17 protein-coding genes are annotated in these 15144 nt (G+C 70.2%); 9 read left to right on the top strand and 8 right to left on the bottom strand.

Translation table 11 applies throughout. From position 1 onward, the window contains the following. Positions 1-3: 3 nt before the first annotated feature. On the bottom strand, positions 4-1824 hold the full coding sequence (locus A3CQ_RS0117760; RefSeq protein ID WP_020512294.1) for a M15 family metallopeptidase domain-containing protein: 1821 nt from the start codon (positions 1822-1824) through the stop codon (positions 4-6). 107 nt (positions 1825-1931) lie between these two features. Between A3CQ_RS0117760 and A3CQ_RS0117755 the strand changes: the two genes are divergently transcribed. The 4 genes from A3CQ_RS0117755 to A3CQ_RS0117740 all read left to right on the top strand — a co-directional run bounded on the left by A3CQ_RS0117755 (position 1932) and on the right by A3CQ_RS0117740 (position 4800). Next, positions 1932-2204, top strand: coding sequence for an NfeD C-terminal domain-containing protein (locus A3CQ_RS0117755; RefSeq protein ID WP_020512293.1), 273 nt, complete (start codon positions 1932-1934; stop codon positions 2202-2204). A gap of 17 nt (positions 2205-2221) precedes the next feature. After that, positions 2222-3346 (top strand): SPFH domain-containing protein, encoded by a 1125-nt coding sequence (locus A3CQ_RS0117750; protein ID WP_245577254.1) that lies wholly within the window; start codon positions 2222-2224, stop codon positions 3344-3346. A gap of 95 nt (positions 3347-3441) precedes the next feature. Further along, the gene (locus A3CQ_RS0117745) at positions 3442-4197 is read left to right on the top strand and encodes a M23 family metallopeptidase (protein WP_020512291.1); all 756 of its coding nucleotides are present in this window, start codon (positions 3442-3444) and stop codon (positions 4195-4197) included. Between the two features lie 99 nt (positions 4198-4296). Next, positions 4297-4800, top strand: coding sequence for a CAP domain-containing protein (locus tag A3CQ_RS0117740; protein WP_020512290.1), 504 nt, complete (start codon positions 4297-4299; stop codon positions 4798-4800). Positions 4801-4848: 48 nt separating this feature from the next. Here A3CQ_RS0117740 and A3CQ_RS53245 read toward each other — a convergent pair whose 3' ends face one another. Together A3CQ_RS53245 and A3CQ_RS0117730 are read right to left on the bottom strand one after the other, a co-directional pair. Continuing rightward, positions 4849-6255, bottom strand: coding sequence for an aminobutyraldehyde dehydrogenase (locus A3CQ_RS53245; RefSeq protein WP_020512289.1), 1407 nt, complete (start codon positions 6253-6255; stop codon positions 4849-4851). After that, positions 6252-7529: a glycosyltransferase gene (locus A3CQ_RS0117730; RefSeq protein ID WP_020512288.1), complete on the bottom strand. Its 1278-nt coding sequence runs from the start codon at positions 7527-7529 to the stop codon at positions 6252-6254. The genes A3CQ_RS53245 and A3CQ_RS0117730 overlap by 4 nt, the downstream gene beginning before the upstream one ends. Before the next feature lie 101 nt (positions 7530-7630). Between A3CQ_RS0117730 and A3CQ_RS0117725 the strand changes: the two genes are divergently transcribed. From A3CQ_RS0117725 to A3CQ_RS0117715, 3 genes are read left to right on the top strand one after another with little or no spacing between them, the layout of a single operon-like run. After that, complete coding sequence (locus A3CQ_RS0117725; RefSeq protein ID WP_020512287.1) at positions 7631-8242, top strand: TetR/AcrR family transcriptional regulator; 612 nt, start codon at positions 7631-7633, stop codon at positions 8240-8242. Further along, a complete protein-coding gene (locus A3CQ_RS0117720) occupies positions 8239-9438 on the top strand; it encodes a hypothetical protein (protein WP_020512286.1) in 1200 nt (399 codons plus the stop codon). Before A3CQ_RS0117725 ends, A3CQ_RS0117720 begins: the two co-directional genes overlap by 4 nt. Beyond that, entirely contained in the window at positions 9435-10376 is a 942-nt protein-coding gene (locus A3CQ_RS0117715; protein WP_020512285.1) for an SIS domain-containing protein, read from the top strand. The genes A3CQ_RS0117720 and A3CQ_RS0117715 overlap by 4 nt, the downstream gene beginning before the upstream one ends. Here the strand turns inward: A3CQ_RS0117715 and A3CQ_RS53240 are convergent. Beyond that, complete coding sequence (locus A3CQ_RS53240; RefSeq protein WP_020512284.1) at positions 10361-10783, bottom strand: hypothetical protein; 423 nt, start codon at positions 10781-10783, stop codon at positions 10361-10363. The two genes, A3CQ_RS0117715 and A3CQ_RS53240, sit on opposite strands and share 16 nt — an antisense overlap. Positions 10784-10836: 53 nt before the next feature. On the opposite strand from A3CQ_RS53240, the gene A3CQ_RS53235 reads away from it, so the two are divergent. Beyond that, positions 10837-11364, top strand: coding sequence for a YbhB/YbcL family Raf kinase inhibitor-like protein (locus tag A3CQ_RS53235; RefSeq protein WP_157296020.1), 528 nt, complete (start codon positions 10837-10839; stop codon positions 11362-11364). Here the strand turns inward: A3CQ_RS53235 and A3CQ_RS0117700 are convergent. After that, the gene (locus tag A3CQ_RS0117700; protein WP_157296018.1) at positions 11361-11957 is read right to left on the bottom strand and encodes a hypothetical protein; all 597 of its coding nucleotides are present in this window, start codon (positions 11955-11957) and stop codon (positions 11361-11363) included. The genes A3CQ_RS53235 and A3CQ_RS0117700 overlap by 4 nt on opposite strands. Positions 11958-12085: 128 nt before the next feature. On the opposite strand from A3CQ_RS0117700, the gene A3CQ_RS0117695 reads away from it, so the two are divergent. Continuing rightward, the gene (locus A3CQ_RS0117695) at positions 12086-12721 is read left to right on the top strand and encodes an HNH endonuclease family protein (RefSeq protein WP_020512281.1); all 636 of its coding nucleotides are present in this window, start codon (positions 12086-12088) and stop codon (positions 12719-12721) included. On the opposite strand, the gene A3CQ_RS0117690 is transcribed toward A3CQ_RS0117695, so the two are convergent. The 3 genes from A3CQ_RS0117690 to A3CQ_RS0117680 all read right to left on the bottom strand — a co-directional run bounded on the left by A3CQ_RS0117690 (position 12718) and on the right by A3CQ_RS0117680 (position 15099). Beyond that, on the bottom strand, positions 12718-13749 hold the full coding sequence (locus A3CQ_RS0117690; protein WP_026205813.1) for a LysR family transcriptional regulator: 1032 nt from the start codon (positions 13747-13749) through the stop codon (positions 12718-12720). The genes A3CQ_RS0117695 and A3CQ_RS0117690 overlap by 4 nt on opposite strands. Positions 13750-13958: 209 nt before the next feature. Next, the gene (locus A3CQ_RS0117685) at positions 13959-14171 is read right to left on the bottom strand and encodes a DUF397 domain-containing protein (protein WP_026205812.1); all 213 of its coding nucleotides are present in this window, start codon (positions 14169-14171) and stop codon (positions 13959-13961) included. 40 nt (positions 14172-14211) lie between these two features. Further along, positions 14212-15099: a helix-turn-helix domain-containing protein gene (locus A3CQ_RS0117680; RefSeq protein ID WP_020512278.1), complete on the bottom strand. Its 888-nt coding sequence runs from the start codon at positions 15097-15099 to the stop codon at positions 14212-14214. Positions 15100-15144: the final 45 nt, after the last annotated feature.

Below are 15144 nucleotides of genomic sequence, written 5' to 3'. Positions count from 1 at the left end.
CTCTTACCGAGGGGCCGGGCTCTGCCCTGCCGTCTTGAGGAACTTGCGCCCCTCGGCCAGCTCGAAGTGCATCGGGTCGGACCCGCCCCGCCAGGCCATTCCGGCCTCGAAGCCGTGGCTCACCATCGCCTTGATGAACGCCAGCCCGTAACCGTGCTGCCCGCTGAACTTCCCGGAAGCGGCGTCCGACGAGCCGCCCTCCTGGTCGGGCGTGAAGAAGCCGCCCCGGTTCTCCGGCATCAGCCCGAGCAACTGGTCGATCGCCGGGTCGTCGGTGGCGAGCTTGCCTCGGAACACGAACCCGTTCGTGTTGTTCATCAGCCCGTCCTTCATGCCGCGCAGCGTGATCAGCTGGAACTTCTCGTCGATCAGCTCCTGCACCTGCTTGCGGCCCTTCGCGAGGGACGCCTTGTCGGTGCCGCCACCCAGCTCGGCCGCCTTGTCCTCGCGGTACTTGCGGCGGGCGGCGATGTCCTCGAACGCCTTCTTCCGCGCGTCGGCGTCCTTGAGCGCCGCGGCCTTCGCCACTTTCGCCTTCAGCCCGAAATCGCTGGTGAGCTGCTCCTCGTCGATCCCGGCCTGCGCGAAGTGCCGGTCGATCGCGTCGATCCGCTCGTCGATCTTCTTGGTCCACGGCTCGAACAGTTTCGGCAGGTCGGGGACGATCGCGGTGCGGACCTTGTCGTAATGCTCCTGCGCGTCGGTGATCGCTTTCTTCGCGGCGTCGATCTCGTCCTTGGTGGCCTTCGGCTTCTTCCGGGCGGCCAGCCTGGCCAGCGCGCGCTGGGCCGTGATCACCGCGTACCGGGCCTGCTCGAGCTCGCGGAGCCGGTCCAGCGTCTCGTCCGGCAGGTCGGTCTTGAACTTGTCGGAGGCCTCGGTGAGCCGGGTGTACTCGGCGTCGACGGAGTCGAGCAGCTTCTTGGACTCGGCCGGATCGGCCGTGCCCTGACCCATCTTGATCTCCAGGTCGATCCGGGTGTCGGACTCGACGCTGGCCTTCATGTCGGGCCGGCCGCCGGTGACGATCTCGAACAGCTTGATCAGGCGCTCGTCGGTGATCCGGGGCGTCTGGTAGGCCCGCCAGTCCACGGCGAAGCCGACCGCATGCGTGAACCAGGTGCGCCCCTTCGTACCCCGGCTCAGGTGGTCGCCGCGCATGCCCAGGCCGACCGTGGTCTTCGGCATCGGGATGCCCTGCGCCTCCAGCTCGGTCTTGACGGTCGCCAGGCGGTCGCGGACCGAGGAGTGCGCCCACAGCTCGTCGCCGTCGCCCACGTCGATCGGCGCGATGTCCTGGAAATGCTTCTGGATCACGGCGTCGTCGTCGCCCATCGCCCAGCGCATGGTCCGCATGAACGTGACCCGGTTGCGGGCCTGTGCCTCCGCCAGCCGCTGGTCGCCCTGGCCGGCCGCCTTCTCCTGGTCGGGAGTGAAGTTGTCGATCTGCTGCTTGATGTGCCCGGGCAGGCTCTCGATCCAGTCGATCGGCGGCGGTTCCACCGCCTTCGCCGGCGTCGTCGTGTGTTGCGCTCCGGGGTTCGGCGCCGGCTGCTTCTGCTGTACGGGGGAAGCCTGCGTCGCCCCGGGTGCGGGGGCGGCACTGACCCCCGTACCGGATGAGGAGCCCAGCCATTGTGCGACCGCGCGGTTGCCCGCCGGCCCGCCGAGGTTCGCGACGTTGTCGCGGCCGACGGCGGCCGGACCGGGACCGCCCAGCAGGTCCGCCGCCTCCCGGTTGCTGACCGGAGCCGGCGGCCGCACCACGACCGGCGCGGGCTCCTGGTCTGCCGTTTCCTCCGCCGCGCGGAGACGTTCCGCCATTCCGCGACGGTAGCCCGCGAGGGTCGATCGCGGCTCGCCCACAAGTTGTCGGCTACACGTCGACCGGGGGCAGGCGAAGGCTCGCGGGGCAGGAGCACAATGCAGTCGTGGCGAGTCAGACGCTGGTCGGCAGGGTGGGCACGGTGATCACCGCGATCCGCGGCGGCGAGCGCGCCGGGGAGGTGCGCCTGCTGGTGGACGGCATTGCGCACTACTACCTGGCGTACGCGGCCGAGCCCTTACCGACCGGCACGGAGGTCCTCGTCATCAACAACCGTGGCGCGCGCCAGATCGACGTCGAGCCATGGCCCACTGTTCCTCCAGGTTCTAGTGCGCCGCCGGACGGGATCGCCCGCGGCTTCTTCGAAGAAGGGCTGTAGAAGTGTTCGGTTATCGGGTGCCCGCCCCCAACGAGGCGTTGCTGATCAGCGGCCGGAAACAACGGGGTGCGGACGCGTTGCCGTTCAAGATCGTCACCGGGCACGGCGTGTTCGTCGCGCCCATCTTCTCCAAGGCCACCCGGCTCACCCTGGCCATGCAGGAGGCCGAGGTCGTCGAGGACTGCTACACCCAGCAGGGCCTCACGCTCGCAGTCCAGGCCGTCATCGCCTTCAAGGTCGGCGACGACCACGAGTCGATCGCCGCTGCCGCCCGCCGCTTCCAGGGCGACCAGGGCCAGATGTCGACGCTGGTCGGGCGGATCTTCTCGGGCCACCTGCGCAGCATCATCGGCAGCATGACCGTCGAGTCGATCATCCGCGAGCAGCAGACGCTGGCCGACGCGATCGTCGACGCCAGCAAGACCGAGATGGCGCGGATCGGCCTGGCCGTCGACTCGCTGCAGATCAGCAGCATCGACGACAAGGGCGTCGGCTACATCCGGGCGCTGGCCGCGCCCCACCAGGCGCGGGTCAACCAGGAGGCGAAGGTCGCGCAGGCCGCCGCCGACCGGCAGAGCGCGGAGGCCCAGCAGGAGAGCGTCCGGCACCAGGCCGAGTACGCGCGGCAGACCGCGATCGCCCAGGCGCAGTACCAGGCCGAGATCGACCAGGCCCAGCAGACCGCCGCCCAGGCCGGCCCGCTCGCCTCCGCCCGCGCCGCCCAGGAGGTGCTCGCCGAGCGTGCCCTGGTCGCGGCCAAGAACGCCGAGCTGCGCGAGGCCGAGCTGATCGCCGAGGTGGTCCGCCCGGCCGAGGCCGAGGCCCAGCGGATCCGCGCCCTGGCCAGGGCCGAGGCCGACGCCACCAAGCTGTCGGCCGAGGCCGCCGCCGCGCAGGACCGGATCGCCCTCGACCAGGCGATCATCGAGAAGCTGCCCGACATGCTGCGGGCCGCCGCCGAGGGCCTGCAGGGGGCGAACGTCACGGTGCTCGACGGCGCCGAGGGCCTCAACAGCGTCGTCGCGTCGCTGGCCGCCCAGGGCCTGACCATGCTGGAGACGATCCGCAACGGCCTGCACGTCGAGCCTGCGGGCCGGCCGGGCAATGCGGTCGCCCCGATCAGCCCCAAGTCTGTCGCCTGAGAATTACTGACACCCCGGCCCGGCCGCCATCTCGCGGCCGGGCCGTTATATTGGGCCGTCGGTCCGGTCGCTCCCGAGTAGGAAAGAACGAGCTGTTGCCTCTCTCCATCCGGAAACTCGTCCTCGTCGGTCTGAGCGTCGCCACGGTCGCGGCCTGCTCCTCACAGCCGAAGGCCGAGCCGGTCTGGGCCGGCTCCGAGCAGGGCCTCGAAACGCCGGCCATCATCCCGTCGGCCACGGCCCCGGCCCCGACGCAGGCGTCGGCCGCCGCGCCGAACGCGAAGGTCGTGCAGTCGCCGACCCCGAAAGCGTCGTCCAAGGCCGCCGTGAAGGTCACCTACACGTTCCCGGTGATCGGCAAGAGCTCGTACGCGCACACCCACCACGACTACCCGGCCACCGATGTGATGACCGCCTGCGGCCATACCTTCGTCGCCGTGACCAGCGGCGTGGTGCTCGCGACCAGCAAGAAGGACACCTGGACCGCCAAGGTCAACGCCGGCGCCACCCGGGGCGGCCTCTCGGTCTCGATCCTCGGCGACGACGGCGTCCGCTACTACGGCTCCCACCTGTCGGCCGTGGCGAGCGGCATCAACCCCGGCGTCCGGGTCAAGACCGGCCAGACCCTCGGCAAGACCGGCGACACGGGCGACGCCAGCGCCTGCCACCTGCACTTCGGCATCTCCCCGCCGTGCGCCAGGACCGGCGACTGGTGGAACCAGCGCGGCACCGTCTACCCCTGGCCCTTCCTCGACTCCTGGCGGGCCGGCGGCCAGAAATCCGCCGTCGCCACGGTCAAGGCCTGGCAGAGCAAGCACGGCTGCCCGAAAGCTCCGACCGTCGACAGGTAGCGCGTCGGTTCGGCCCCCGGTGCAGGGTGGTTGATCGACTCACGGGGGTGTGCTCCGCCCCGATCGGTAACACGTCACCGATCGTAGGAGGAGCACCACGTGAAGCGTCTCGTCGTCATCGCCGCCCTCGCCGCCGTTCCCGCGCTCGTCGCCGCTCCGGCGTTCGCCGCCGACTCGCCCCGCAAGGCGGTGAGCAAGCCGTCGGCGGAGGTCATGACTTCGTACGAGAACGAGGTTGTCCGCCTCACCAACGTGCAGCGGACGGCCAAGGGGTGCCCGGCGCTGCGGATCGACGACCGGCTCGTGAAGGCCGCCCGCGGGCACAGCGCCGACATGGTGACCGAGAACTACTTCAGCCACACCGGGTCGGACGGCAGCAACTTCGTCGCCCGTGAGGTGGCGGCGGGCTACCCGCGCCGCGGCGCCTCGGCCGAGAACATCGCGTGGGGCTACCGCACCCCGAAGGACGTCGTCACCGGGTGGATGAACAGCTCGGGGCACCGCGCCAACATCCTCAACTGCGGGAGCGTCGCGGTGGGCGTCGGCCTGGCCTACACCAACGGTGGCGCCGCGTACTGGACTCAGGATTTCGGACGCAGCTGAAAGAGGCGGTGGCCTGCACTGGCGGGCGCAGGCCACCACCGGCGGACCTCAAGCCGGCCGGAACGAGTCCCGCGCGACCGGCGCCGCATGCTTGATCATCAGATGGCGGGTCACCGAGTACTCGCCGACCGCCTCCTGGCTCATGTCCTTGCCGAAGCCGGAGCCCTTCACCCCGCCGTGCGGCGCCTCCGACGCGATCGGCAGGTGATCGTTGATCCAGGTCACGCCGACGTCGAGCCGGTGCGCGACCCGCAGCGCCCGGGCCACGTCCCGCGTCCAGATCGACGAGGCCAGACCGTACCGGGTGTCGTTCGCGAGGCGTACCCCCTGGTCCTCCTCGTCGAACGGCACGACCACCACGACCGGCCCGAAGATCTCGTCCTGGACGATCTCGCTGCGCTGGTCGGCGTCGAGCACCAGCGTGGGCGGGAAGTAGAACCCCGGCCCGCCGGGCACCTCGCCACCCACGGCCACCCGGGCTCCGTCCGCGACGGCCCGGCGGACAAATCCGGCGACTCGCTCCCGGTGCTCCGCGGAGATCAGCGGGCCAATGTCTGATTTGTCGGACATCGGATCGCCGGCCCGGACGCGGCCGAGCGCGTCGGCGAGCGCGTCGACGGCAGCGGCGTAGACGGATCGCTGAACGTAGACCCGGGTGGCGGCGGTGCAGTCCTGCCCGGTGTTGTAGGTCGCCCCCATCGCCACGCCGCTCGCCATCTCGGCGAGGTCCGCGTCCTCGAAGACGAGCGCCGGCGCCTTGCCCCCGAGCTCCAGGTGCACGCGCTTGAGCCCGTCCACGGCTCCCCGCATGACCTCACGCCCGGTGGCGGTCGACCCCGTCACGCTCACCATGTCGACCCCGGGATCGCGTACGAGGGAAGAACCGATCTCGGCACCGCCCGTGACCACGCCGACCAGCCCTCGCGGCGCCCCGGCCTCCTCGAAGAGGCGCGCCAGCGCCAGTGTGCTCCGCGGCGTCCGCGGCGCCGGCTTGATCACCACGGCGTTCCCGGCCGCCACCGCCGGACCGATCTTCCACACGGCCATGACCAGCGGAAAGTTCCACGGCGCGATCGATCCGACCACGCCGATCGGACGCCGTATCAGCATCGACGTGTACCCGGACGAAAGCACACCCGCGCCCGTGCCGTCGAGCGAGCGCGCCGCTCCCGCGAAGAACCGCAGGTTGTCGACGCTGAACGGCAGCTCCCCGTCGCGCATCACGGCCAGTGGCTTTCCGGTCTCCTCGACCTCGCGCTGGGTGATCTGCGGAGCGTCCCGTTCGACCAGATCCGCCACCTTGAGCAGCACCTTCGCGCGCTCGCCGGGCGTGGCCTCCCGCCACTGCTCAAAAGCCGCGCGGGCCTCGGCGACCGCTTTCGCCACGTCCGCGACCTCACTGTCCGCGATTTCTTCCAGCCGTACGCCGTCAGCGGGGTTGACGAGTTCGGTCACTGCGCGTCCGACCCGATCTTCTCGATGGCGTCCGCGGCTACGCGCAGTCCGTCCGCGGCCCGGATCTCGGCGGAGTCCTTCTCGAGCCGGTCGCGCAGCGCCGCGTCGCCGAGCAGCCGGTCGATCGCGGCGTACAACTGCTCGTCGGTGAAGCCGTACGTGTCCAGCCGCAGCCCGTAGCCGCGCTCGTGCACCCGCTGCGCGTTGTCGTACTGGTCCCAGAAGAGCGGCAGCACGATCATCGGCTTGCCGAAATGCATGGCCTCGGTGGTCGTGTTGTTGCCGCCGTGGGTGATCACCAGGTCGACCATCGGCAGGATCGTGGTCTGCGGCAGGAACTCCGCGCCGATCATGTTGCCGGCCAGCTCGATCTCCTCGTGCAGCGGGCCCTTCGACACGATGTACCGGTGGTCGGTCTTCGCGAGCGCCGCGATGATCCGCCGCATCAGCGCGACGTCGGCCGACCCGAGCGAGCCGAGCGAGAAGTAGATCAGCTTGTGCCCGTCGGCGAACCCCTCGGGCAGCTCCCACGCGTCGTCGGTCTCGCGCACCGACGACTCCAGCCGCTTCCAGGTCGGGCCCAGCCGCCGGGAGCCGATGTAGTCGAGCACGCCCGGGTAGACGTACAGGTTGAGGGCGCCCTCGTGGATGAACTCCAGGTCGGGCAGCGCCGGCGCGCCCTGCTCGACGACCCAGTCGTTGAACTGCTCCCACATCGGACGGTGGGTCCGGTCGTACTCGGCCAGGAAGTCGGCCCAGCCCTCGCGGTCGTCGGCGGGGTATCCGGAGAAGACCGGCGCGATGTCCGGCCCCTTCACCTCGAGCGGGTTGCACGAGACGATCCGCACGAACGGGACGCCCGCCGTGGTCAGCGCCGGGAACGCGACCACGTTGTCCTCGACGATCACATCCGGCCGGACCCGCCCGATGATCTCCAGCAGCCGCGGTTGGCAGAACTTCGCGCCGTCGATCAGCTCCTGCCAGACCGGCTTCACCCACGTCTCGAGCTGGTCGATCGTCGGCTTGCGGAACTCGGGCGCGGTGTCGCGGATGAAGTCCTTCCAGAACTGCCCGGCGTCCTGCGGCTCGTCCGGCGCCGGCGCCAGGCTCACGAGGTCTTCCTCGAATCCGAGCGCGGTGAGCTTGCCCTCCCACGACGCCTCGGCCGCGAAGACCACCCGATGCCCGCGGCGGCGCAACACATCGCCGATGCCGATGCAGTTGTTGGTCGGCCCGTAGGCGCTCTCGGGCATGAACAAGACCGTCAGGGCCATCGAGCCTCCTTTGTTGAAGGCCGATTCAACAAGCGCTCTTGCGCATAGTCAATACGCAGAGCCTATGGTGGTGCGGCTCGTGTTGACGAGGAGGTGAAACCATGGCGACGCGGAAGTCGCGCACCGAGCGGCGGGCCGATCTGATCGAGGCGGCGCGGCGCGCCATGCTCCGGCACGGCCCCGACGGCGTGCTGCTCAACCAGGTCGCCGAGCAGGCCGGTCTCACCTCCGGCGCCGTGCTCTACCACTATCCCGACCTCTCCGACCTGCTGCTCGAGGCCAACCAGGCCGGGATGGAGCGCTTCTACGAGGCCCGCATGCGCCGCCTGGCGGGCCTGACCGACCCGGTGGAGAAACTGGTGGTGACGATCCGCTCGGGCCTGCCGGTCGACGCCGACGACGCGGACGTGCGCCTGCTGTGCGAGCTGGGCGGCTCGGCCGGGCGCAACCGCGTCCACGCGGCGCTGCTGACCGCGCTCTACGACCGCCAGGTGTCGATGTACCAGATCATCCTCGAGACGGGCTCGGCGCAGGGCGCCTTCGCCCTGGCCACCGATTCGCTCACTATCGGGCGCAACCTGGTCGCCCTCGAGGATGCGTACGGGTACCGCATAGTCGCCCGGCATCCGAGCCTGACCGCGCCCGAGGCGGCCGAGCTGATCCTCTCCTACGCCCGTCAGGTGACCGGCAACCCGCTACGGATCGCCGAATGAGGATCACCCCCGGGTCGTCCGCCGCCCTGGTGGACGCGATCGTCGCCGGCCACTCCCCCGACGGCCTCGCCGTTCGCGTCTACCTCCCCCTGACACCCGGCGACCGCACCGAACGCCCCATCACGGTCGACCAGACGAACGTCTCGGTGGTCGTCGGCGAACGCGTCGTCGTCAAGTGGATGCGCACCCCCACCCCCGACGCCCGAGCCCCCCGCCTGCTGGCCCACCTGGCCGCCGCCGGCTTCACCCGCATGCCCACCCCGCATGCGGCCGCCTTCCGCGACGGCGCCCTGGTAGCCCTGGTCACGGCCTATCTTCCGGAGGCCGAGGACGGCTGGGACTGGTGCACGAACGCCCTGCTCGCCTGGCTGAACGGCGGCCCACCCGCCAACTTCGCCCCAGCCCTGGGCACCCTCGCCGCCGACCTCCACGCCGCCCTGGCCGCACCGTCCCCCGCCGGTCCGAGCGCCGTCTTCCCCACCGCCGACCGCCCCGGCTCGGCCGGCGGCTCCTCCCCCGGCCCTCTCGTCCCGGCGGCCGACGCCCCTGCCACCGCGGCCGATACCCTCGCGGAGGCGCAACCCACCGCAGGCGTCATCAGGGCAGAGGCGCAGCCCACCGCAGGCGGCATCAGAGCGGAGGCGCAGCCCACCGCGGCCGATACCCTCGCGGAGGCGCTGGCCTGCGTTGGTGACGACGAGGACGGCGCGTGGGTCCGCTCAATCGCACCCTTGATCTCTGCCGACATTTCCGTTTTATCGGGCTATCGCACCCCGGCGCCGCGCCTGCACCTGCACGGCGACCTGCACGTCGGGCAGATTCTGCGCTGGCGGGGTGGCCACCTGGCCGTCACCGACTTCGACGGCAACCCGACCGCCGCGCCCCGCCCCGAGCCGGTCGCCCGCGATCTCGCCCAGCTCCGCACCAGCGTCCTGCACGTCGCCGAGATCGCCAACCGCCGCACCGAGGGCCGCCACCGCCCGGCCCTGCTGGACTGGGGACGCGAGGCCGCCGACGATCTCCTGGCCGCCTACCGCGCCGGTCTCGACGCCCACGGCGTACCGCATCTGCTCGATGAGAAGCTCCTGCGCCCGTTCGAGGTCGAGCAGGAGTGCCGCGAGTTGATCTACGCGGCCCGCTTCCTCCCCCGCTGGCGATACGCGCCGCTGGGCGTCCTCCGATCCTGGTACGGGTGATCACGATAGATCCGGCACTGTTCCGCGCCGACCTGGAAGCGAAGCCCGCCTCCCTGCGCGCCCTCGCCGACCGCCTGGCGACCCGCAACCCCTGGGAGTTCGTCGGACCCACCCGCCGCGTGATCTTCCTGGGCATGGGCAGCTCGCGCTACGCCGCCCAGGTAGCCGCCCGCCGCCTGCGCGCCGCCGGCATGGACGCGGCCGCCGAATACGCCTCGGCGGAAGGCAGACCGCCAAGCGATTCCCTGGTCGTGGCGATCTCCGCGACCGGCAAGAGCCAGGAAACGCTGGACGCCATTTCGGATTTGTCGGATTTCGTGGCGCTGACCAACGACCCGGACTCCCCACTGGCTCGCCGAGCCACCGCCACGGTCGAGATGCACGCCGGTGCCGAAGAAGGCGGCGTGGCCTGCCGCTCCTTCCAGCACACCCAGATTCTGCTCGACGCCCTGGTCAGCCACCTCACCGGCAGCGAGCCCGCCCCGATCCGCCGCGCGGCCGAGGCGACCGAGAATCTGCTCACCCGCCGCCCGGAATGGCTCCCGCGCTGCGGTGACCTGCTCAAGGGCGACGGCGTCTTCCCGATCGCCCCGGTCGAGCGCCTCTCCTCCGCCCTCCAATCGGCCCTGATGTTCCGCGAGGGCCCCCGGGTTCCCGCCGACGGCTGCGAGACCGGCGACTGGTCCCACGTGGACGTCTACCTCACCAAGACCCTGCGCTACCGGGCGCTGTTCTTCCCCGGTTCCCGCTACGACGATCAGGCCCTCGGGTGGCTACGCGAGCGCGGTTCCACCGTGGTCGCCGTGGGCGGCGACGTGCCGGGCGCGGCCCAGGCGATCCGCTTCCGGCATGACGACGATTCGCGCGTACGACTGCTGACCGAGACCCTGGTCGCGGAATTGGTGGCCGCCGATTGGTGGATTCACGGCACCGCGTGACCGTGCGCCCGCAACACCGCGAGATGGTCGCGATCCCGTTCCCGGCCCATCATCAGTTTCGTGGTCGCGACGACGTCGAGCGTCATGAATCGCAGGCCGCCGAAGAGATCGGCGCCCGCGATGAGCTCGTCGACCGTTCCGATTTGCGGAAACCAATCGTCGAAGACGTCGAGGTCGCCGTCGAACAACGACACCCGGCGGGCCGCCGAATAGGGCGCCGGCTCGACCGGCCCGCGCCCGGCGACGATCCGCCAGGCCTCGCCGCGGGCGACTATGTCCAGGTCGGTGGGGTCGTCGATCCAGCCGCGGGCGTAGAGCGGGCCGCTGCCGCAGATCACGAAGTCGCCGACCGGCAGGCGCAGGGAAAGCAGCTCTCGGAAGTACCGATGGGCGAGGAAGTTCCGCATCGCGCCGCCTGGAGTCGGGGACCGGTCACGGTCGCGGAACTAGAATACGGGTCGTGCGTCGTCGCGGTTTGCTCCTGCTGAGCGCCCTTTTCCCGGCCGCCCTGGCGTCCGGCTGCGGCCATTCCCGACCGGCCGCGCCCGCACCCACGGCATCGGCGACGCTCACTGTGACCAGCTCCGCGTTCACCGAAGGCGGCGCCATTCCGGCCGAGTTCACCTGCTCCGGCGCCGGAAATCGCCCGCCTCTCGCATGGTCGGGTGCGGCCTCCCCGGCGTACGCGATAGTGGTGGCCGACCCCGACGCACCCGGCGGCAACTATCTGCACTGGATCGTCGTCGATCTCCCGGCCGGCACGGCCGAGGTCGGCGCGACCGTTCCGCCCACCGCCCGCCAGCTCGACAACTCCGCCGGCAGACCGGAGTGGATGCCGCCGTGCCCGCCCTCGGGCACCCACCACTACCACTTCACCGTGTACGCGCTCTCCGCGCCCACCGGCGCCACCTCGGTCTCCGACGCCTTCGACGCCATCGAACGCACCACCGTCGCCACCGGCACCCTCACCGGTCTCGTCACGCATTAGCCGTCGGCGCGCTCGAGGTAGGCGCGCATCCGCAGCCGGGCGTGCTCGTTCTCGAGGTGCATGATCGTCTGCTCGGCCTTCTTCCGCAGGCCGGCCGCCCGATCGGTCTCCTCCTCGGCCGCCCAGTACTTGTACGTACGGATCCGGTGGATGCGCGCGGTGTCGTCGTTGGATCCGATCGCCTTCAGCCCCAGCCCCATGTGCTCGCGCCCCTCCTCGGGCCGCCCGGCCGCGAAGAGGAAGAGCGCGTATCCCCGGTGCGCGAACAGCACCTGGGTCGGCCCCTCGTCCTCGGCCTCGACCAGCGCCTCTCGCCAGCACTGCTCGGCCTCGGCCGGGTAGCCGGAGCGGCTGAGCGCGGCGCCGAGCGTCCGGTACTCGGGGCTGGTGACGTCGTGCAGCGTCCGCTGCAGCAGGAACGCCTGCACGGCCGGAATCTCCGCGTTCTCGCCGTCCGGCAACCGCTGGAGATCCTCGACCAGGGTCATGAACCGCAGCCGCTCGGACCGGCGGGCCACACCGCGTCGATCGACGATCCCGTAGAGCGAGACCGCCAGCGCGACGAGGCTGATCGCGAGCACCCCAGCTTGCATGCACCCCAGTCTATGGACACCAAGGCTTTCCATAGCCGTACATCTATGGATGTTTTGGCATTGGCGGGCGATCTCCCTCCGGGCCGAGACTGCTCGCAACAGCCGCACTTGCGACTCGGAGGCCCCTCGTGAGAAACCGCCTGCTCTCCGCCGCGCTGGTCGTCGCCCTGCTGGCCACCCTGACCCAGTTCGGGTTCGGCGGCCCGGCGTACGCCACCCCGCCCGGCATCCCCACCGCCGCGGCGGCCAGGACTCAGCTCGCCGCGCTGACCGTGGCCGCCTCGACCCATACCACCACCTACGACCGTGATCTCTTTCCGACCTGGGACACGATCTCCGGTACCTGCAACACCCGGGAGACCGTGCTCAAGCGCGACGGAACCAGCGTCGTGGTCAACTCGGCCTGCGCCGCCACCTCGGGCCGGTGGTACAGCCCGTACGACGGCGCCACCTGGACGGCCGCGTCCGACGTCGACATCGACCACATGGTGCCGCTGAAGAACGCCTGGATCTCGGGCGCCTGGGCGTGGACCACCACCAAGCGCGAGTCGTTCGCGAACGACCTGTCCGACCCGCAACTGTTCGCGGTGACCGACAACGTCAACCAGTCCAAGAGCGACCAGTCGCCGGACTCCTGGAAGCCCCCGCTGAGCAGCTACTACTGCACGTACGCGAGGGCGTGGGTGCGGGTGAAGTACGTCTGGGCGCTGACGGTCACCAGCACCGAGAAGTCGGCCCTGACGAGCATGCTGGGAACCTGTTAGGCGATCATCGGGTCGCTCCGGCCGGCGAGGCCGGAGCGGCCCGGCAGTCCCGGGCCGTGCAGCAGCGTCACGGACTTCTGCACGCCGAGCTCGGGCTGCCCGGCCAGCCACCGGGAGTACCGCCGCCGCTGCGCCACGATCTCCAGGTACGCCTCCACCGCGTACCCGAAGAGCTCGGCGGCCTGCGCGGCGGCCGGACCGTCCGGATCCCACCCGAGCAGGTGCCGCCAGCGCAGCGGCACCCCGCGCAGCGGGACCGCGATGACACCGGGCGCCGACCGCACGGTCCCCTGGCACAGCGCGATGGCGCCGCCCGCGGCCACGAGGTCGAAGGCGCTGCTCGCGTCGATCTCGGTGGGCGTGCGCGGCGCGAACCCCTCCCGGGAACAGGCAGCCGCGAAGCACTCGTGGAAGCAGCCGTCGCCGGGTGCGGTGATCCACTGCTCCTCGGCCAGCTCGCCGAGCCCGACCTCGTCCCGCCCGGCCAGCGGATGCGCCTCGTTGAGCAGCACCCAGACCGCGTCGATCGAGACCACCCGCCAGGTGAGCCCCGGGGGCAGCCCGGCCGGCGGCGTGGAGCACGCGCCGAGCAGGGCATAGTCGAGCCGCCCGTCGACGGTCATCCGGGCGACCTCGTTCTCCGACCACGTCGAGTGGATCGAGACCGGCCCGCCGGGGTGCGCGTCGTTGAGCCGGCGCACCAGCCCGGCGACGATCGGCCCGTTGGTGGCGCCGACCCGATAACGGGCCGTCCCGCCCAGGTTGATGAGCTCGCTGGCCTCGTCGTGCAGCCCGGTCACGGCCGGAATCAGCACCCGGGCGCGGGCCAGCACGAGATCGCCGAGTGGCGTCGGTAAAACGCCCCGGCGGTCCCGGGTGAACAGCGCTCCGCCGAGGATCCGCTCGATGCGCTGCAGTTGTGTCGTGAGTGCGGGTTGAGCGAGCCCGAGGCTGGCGGCGGCTTTCGTGACACTGCCGGCCTCGGCTATCGCGAGCACGATTCGTAAGTGGCGCAACTCCAGCTCCACACACGGGAACCTAGAGCCGTCGGAGCCACTCCGAAAGCCTTTTCACGTTAATTTTGGTCCATCTGAGTCCATCAATGCTCGGGCCACGTAAAGTGCCCGGGCTGCAACGCCCCGTGAGGGGCGTTGCAGCTTCCGCTAGACCACATGGTGGAAAGTTGACTTTGCGTAAGCACTTCCCATCGGTGCGTGCCTATCGGTAGGCTCTCGGTTCAGGAAAGGTCGAACTCGCCATCCTTGGCCGAGTCCACGAAGGCGGTCCACTCCGCCTGCGTGAACAGAAGAGCCGGGCCCTGCCGGTCCTTGCTGTCGCGGACGGCAACAGCGTCGTCGAGGAACGCCACCTCGACGCAGTTATTGCCGCCACTACCGTTGCTGCGGCTGCCCTTCTTCCAGGCAGCATCGCTGAGATGGTGCGTGAGCAATGTCAAGCACCCCCCTCCGTTATTCGCTTGTCTCGGAGCCCTACGCGACCAGCAGGCTCTCGATCATCTTGATTGTCTGGCGATGGTCGAGCGCCTTGGTGCTCAATCGCTCGAACTCACTCCGGTAACGGGCAACCTCGCCAGGTTGCTCTTCGTAAGAGTCTCCCGCAAGACCTTCAAGATATACAACATCCAGATGGGTGGTTTCGGGCCTGGAAATCCCATGGTTCATCTGTGCGTCCACACCACGGAACTCCAATAGCGCCACCGGGCCACCGAGGAACCCGTGTTCGCCGGATCCGAACGGCAGGATCTGCAGGTTCACATTCGGTAATTGAGCCATTTCTATTAGGTGCCGAAGCTGTTCCTGCATCACTTCCGGGCCGCCCACAACACGGCGCACTACCGATTCGTCCATCAGCGCGGCGAACTCCAGCGGCCGGCGTTCGGTGAGCCGGCTCTGACGCGTCAGCCGCAGCCGCACGCGGCGCTCGGTCTCGTGCGGCGGATCGAACGAGCGACCGGTCCGCAGGAGCGCCCGGATGTACCTCTCGGTCTGCAGCAGGCCGGGCACGATCACCGGTTCCCAGGTCAGCATCGAGGAGGCGCCGGCCTCCAGCCCGACGAAGTTGCCTGGTCGGATGACGTCCCGGTAGTCGCTCCACCACGTGCGCTCGCGCGACATGCGCGCGAGCTCGATCAGCGCCTCGCGGTACGCCTCGTCGCGGACGTGATAGAGATCCAGCAGGTCGCGGACGTCACGGGCGGTCACCGCGACGCGCGCGGTCTCGATCCGCGTGACCTTGGCAGCATGCCACTCGAAATGGCGGGAGACATTTTCCTGCGTCAATCCCGCCGCCTCGCGGCAGCGCTTCAGCTCAGCGCCCAGCCGGCGACGCCGTAGCGTCGGGCCCTCGTCAACGGACACCTGGACTCCCCTTGTCCGTCAGGTTTCCTCAGGTAGCCGATCCTA

Origin of the sequence: Paractinoplanes globisporus DSM 43857, assembly GCF_000379645.1 — a bacterium.
GTDB classification, from domain to species: Bacteria; Actinomycetota; Actinomycetes; order Mycobacteriales; family Micromonosporaceae; genus Actinoplanes; species Actinoplanes globisporus.
The sequence above is the reverse complement of the archived record's forward strand: the minus strand, read 5'-3'. Positions and strand labels throughout refer to the sequence as shown.

Excerpts from the sequence above, each read along its gene's own strand:
- A3CQ_RS0117760 (WP_020512294.1), bottom strand. The coding sequence starts at position 1,824 with ATGGCGGAACGTCTCCGCGCGGCGGAGGAAACGGCAGACCAGGAGCCC.
- A3CQ_RS0117730 (WP_020512288.1), bottom strand. The coding sequence starts at position 7,529 with ATGGCCCTGACGGTCTTGTTCATGCCCGAGAGCGCCTACGGGCCGACC.
- A3CQ_RS0117725 (WP_020512287.1), top strand. The coding sequence starts at position 7,631 with ATGGCGACGCGGAAGTCGCGCACCGAGCGGCGGGCCGATCTGATCGAG.
- A3CQ_RS0117720 (WP_020512286.1), top strand. The coding sequence starts at position 8,239 with ATGAGGATCACCCCCGGGTCGTCCGCCGCCCTGGTGGACGCGATCGTC.
- A3CQ_RS53240 (WP_020512284.1), bottom strand. The coding sequence starts at position 10,783 with ATGCGGAACTTCCTCGCCCATCGGTACTTCCGAGAGCTGCTTTCCCTG.
- A3CQ_RS0117700 (WP_157296018.1), bottom strand. The coding sequence starts at position 11,957 with ATGCAAGCTGGGGTGCTCGCGATCAGCCTCGTCGCGCTGGCGGTCTCG.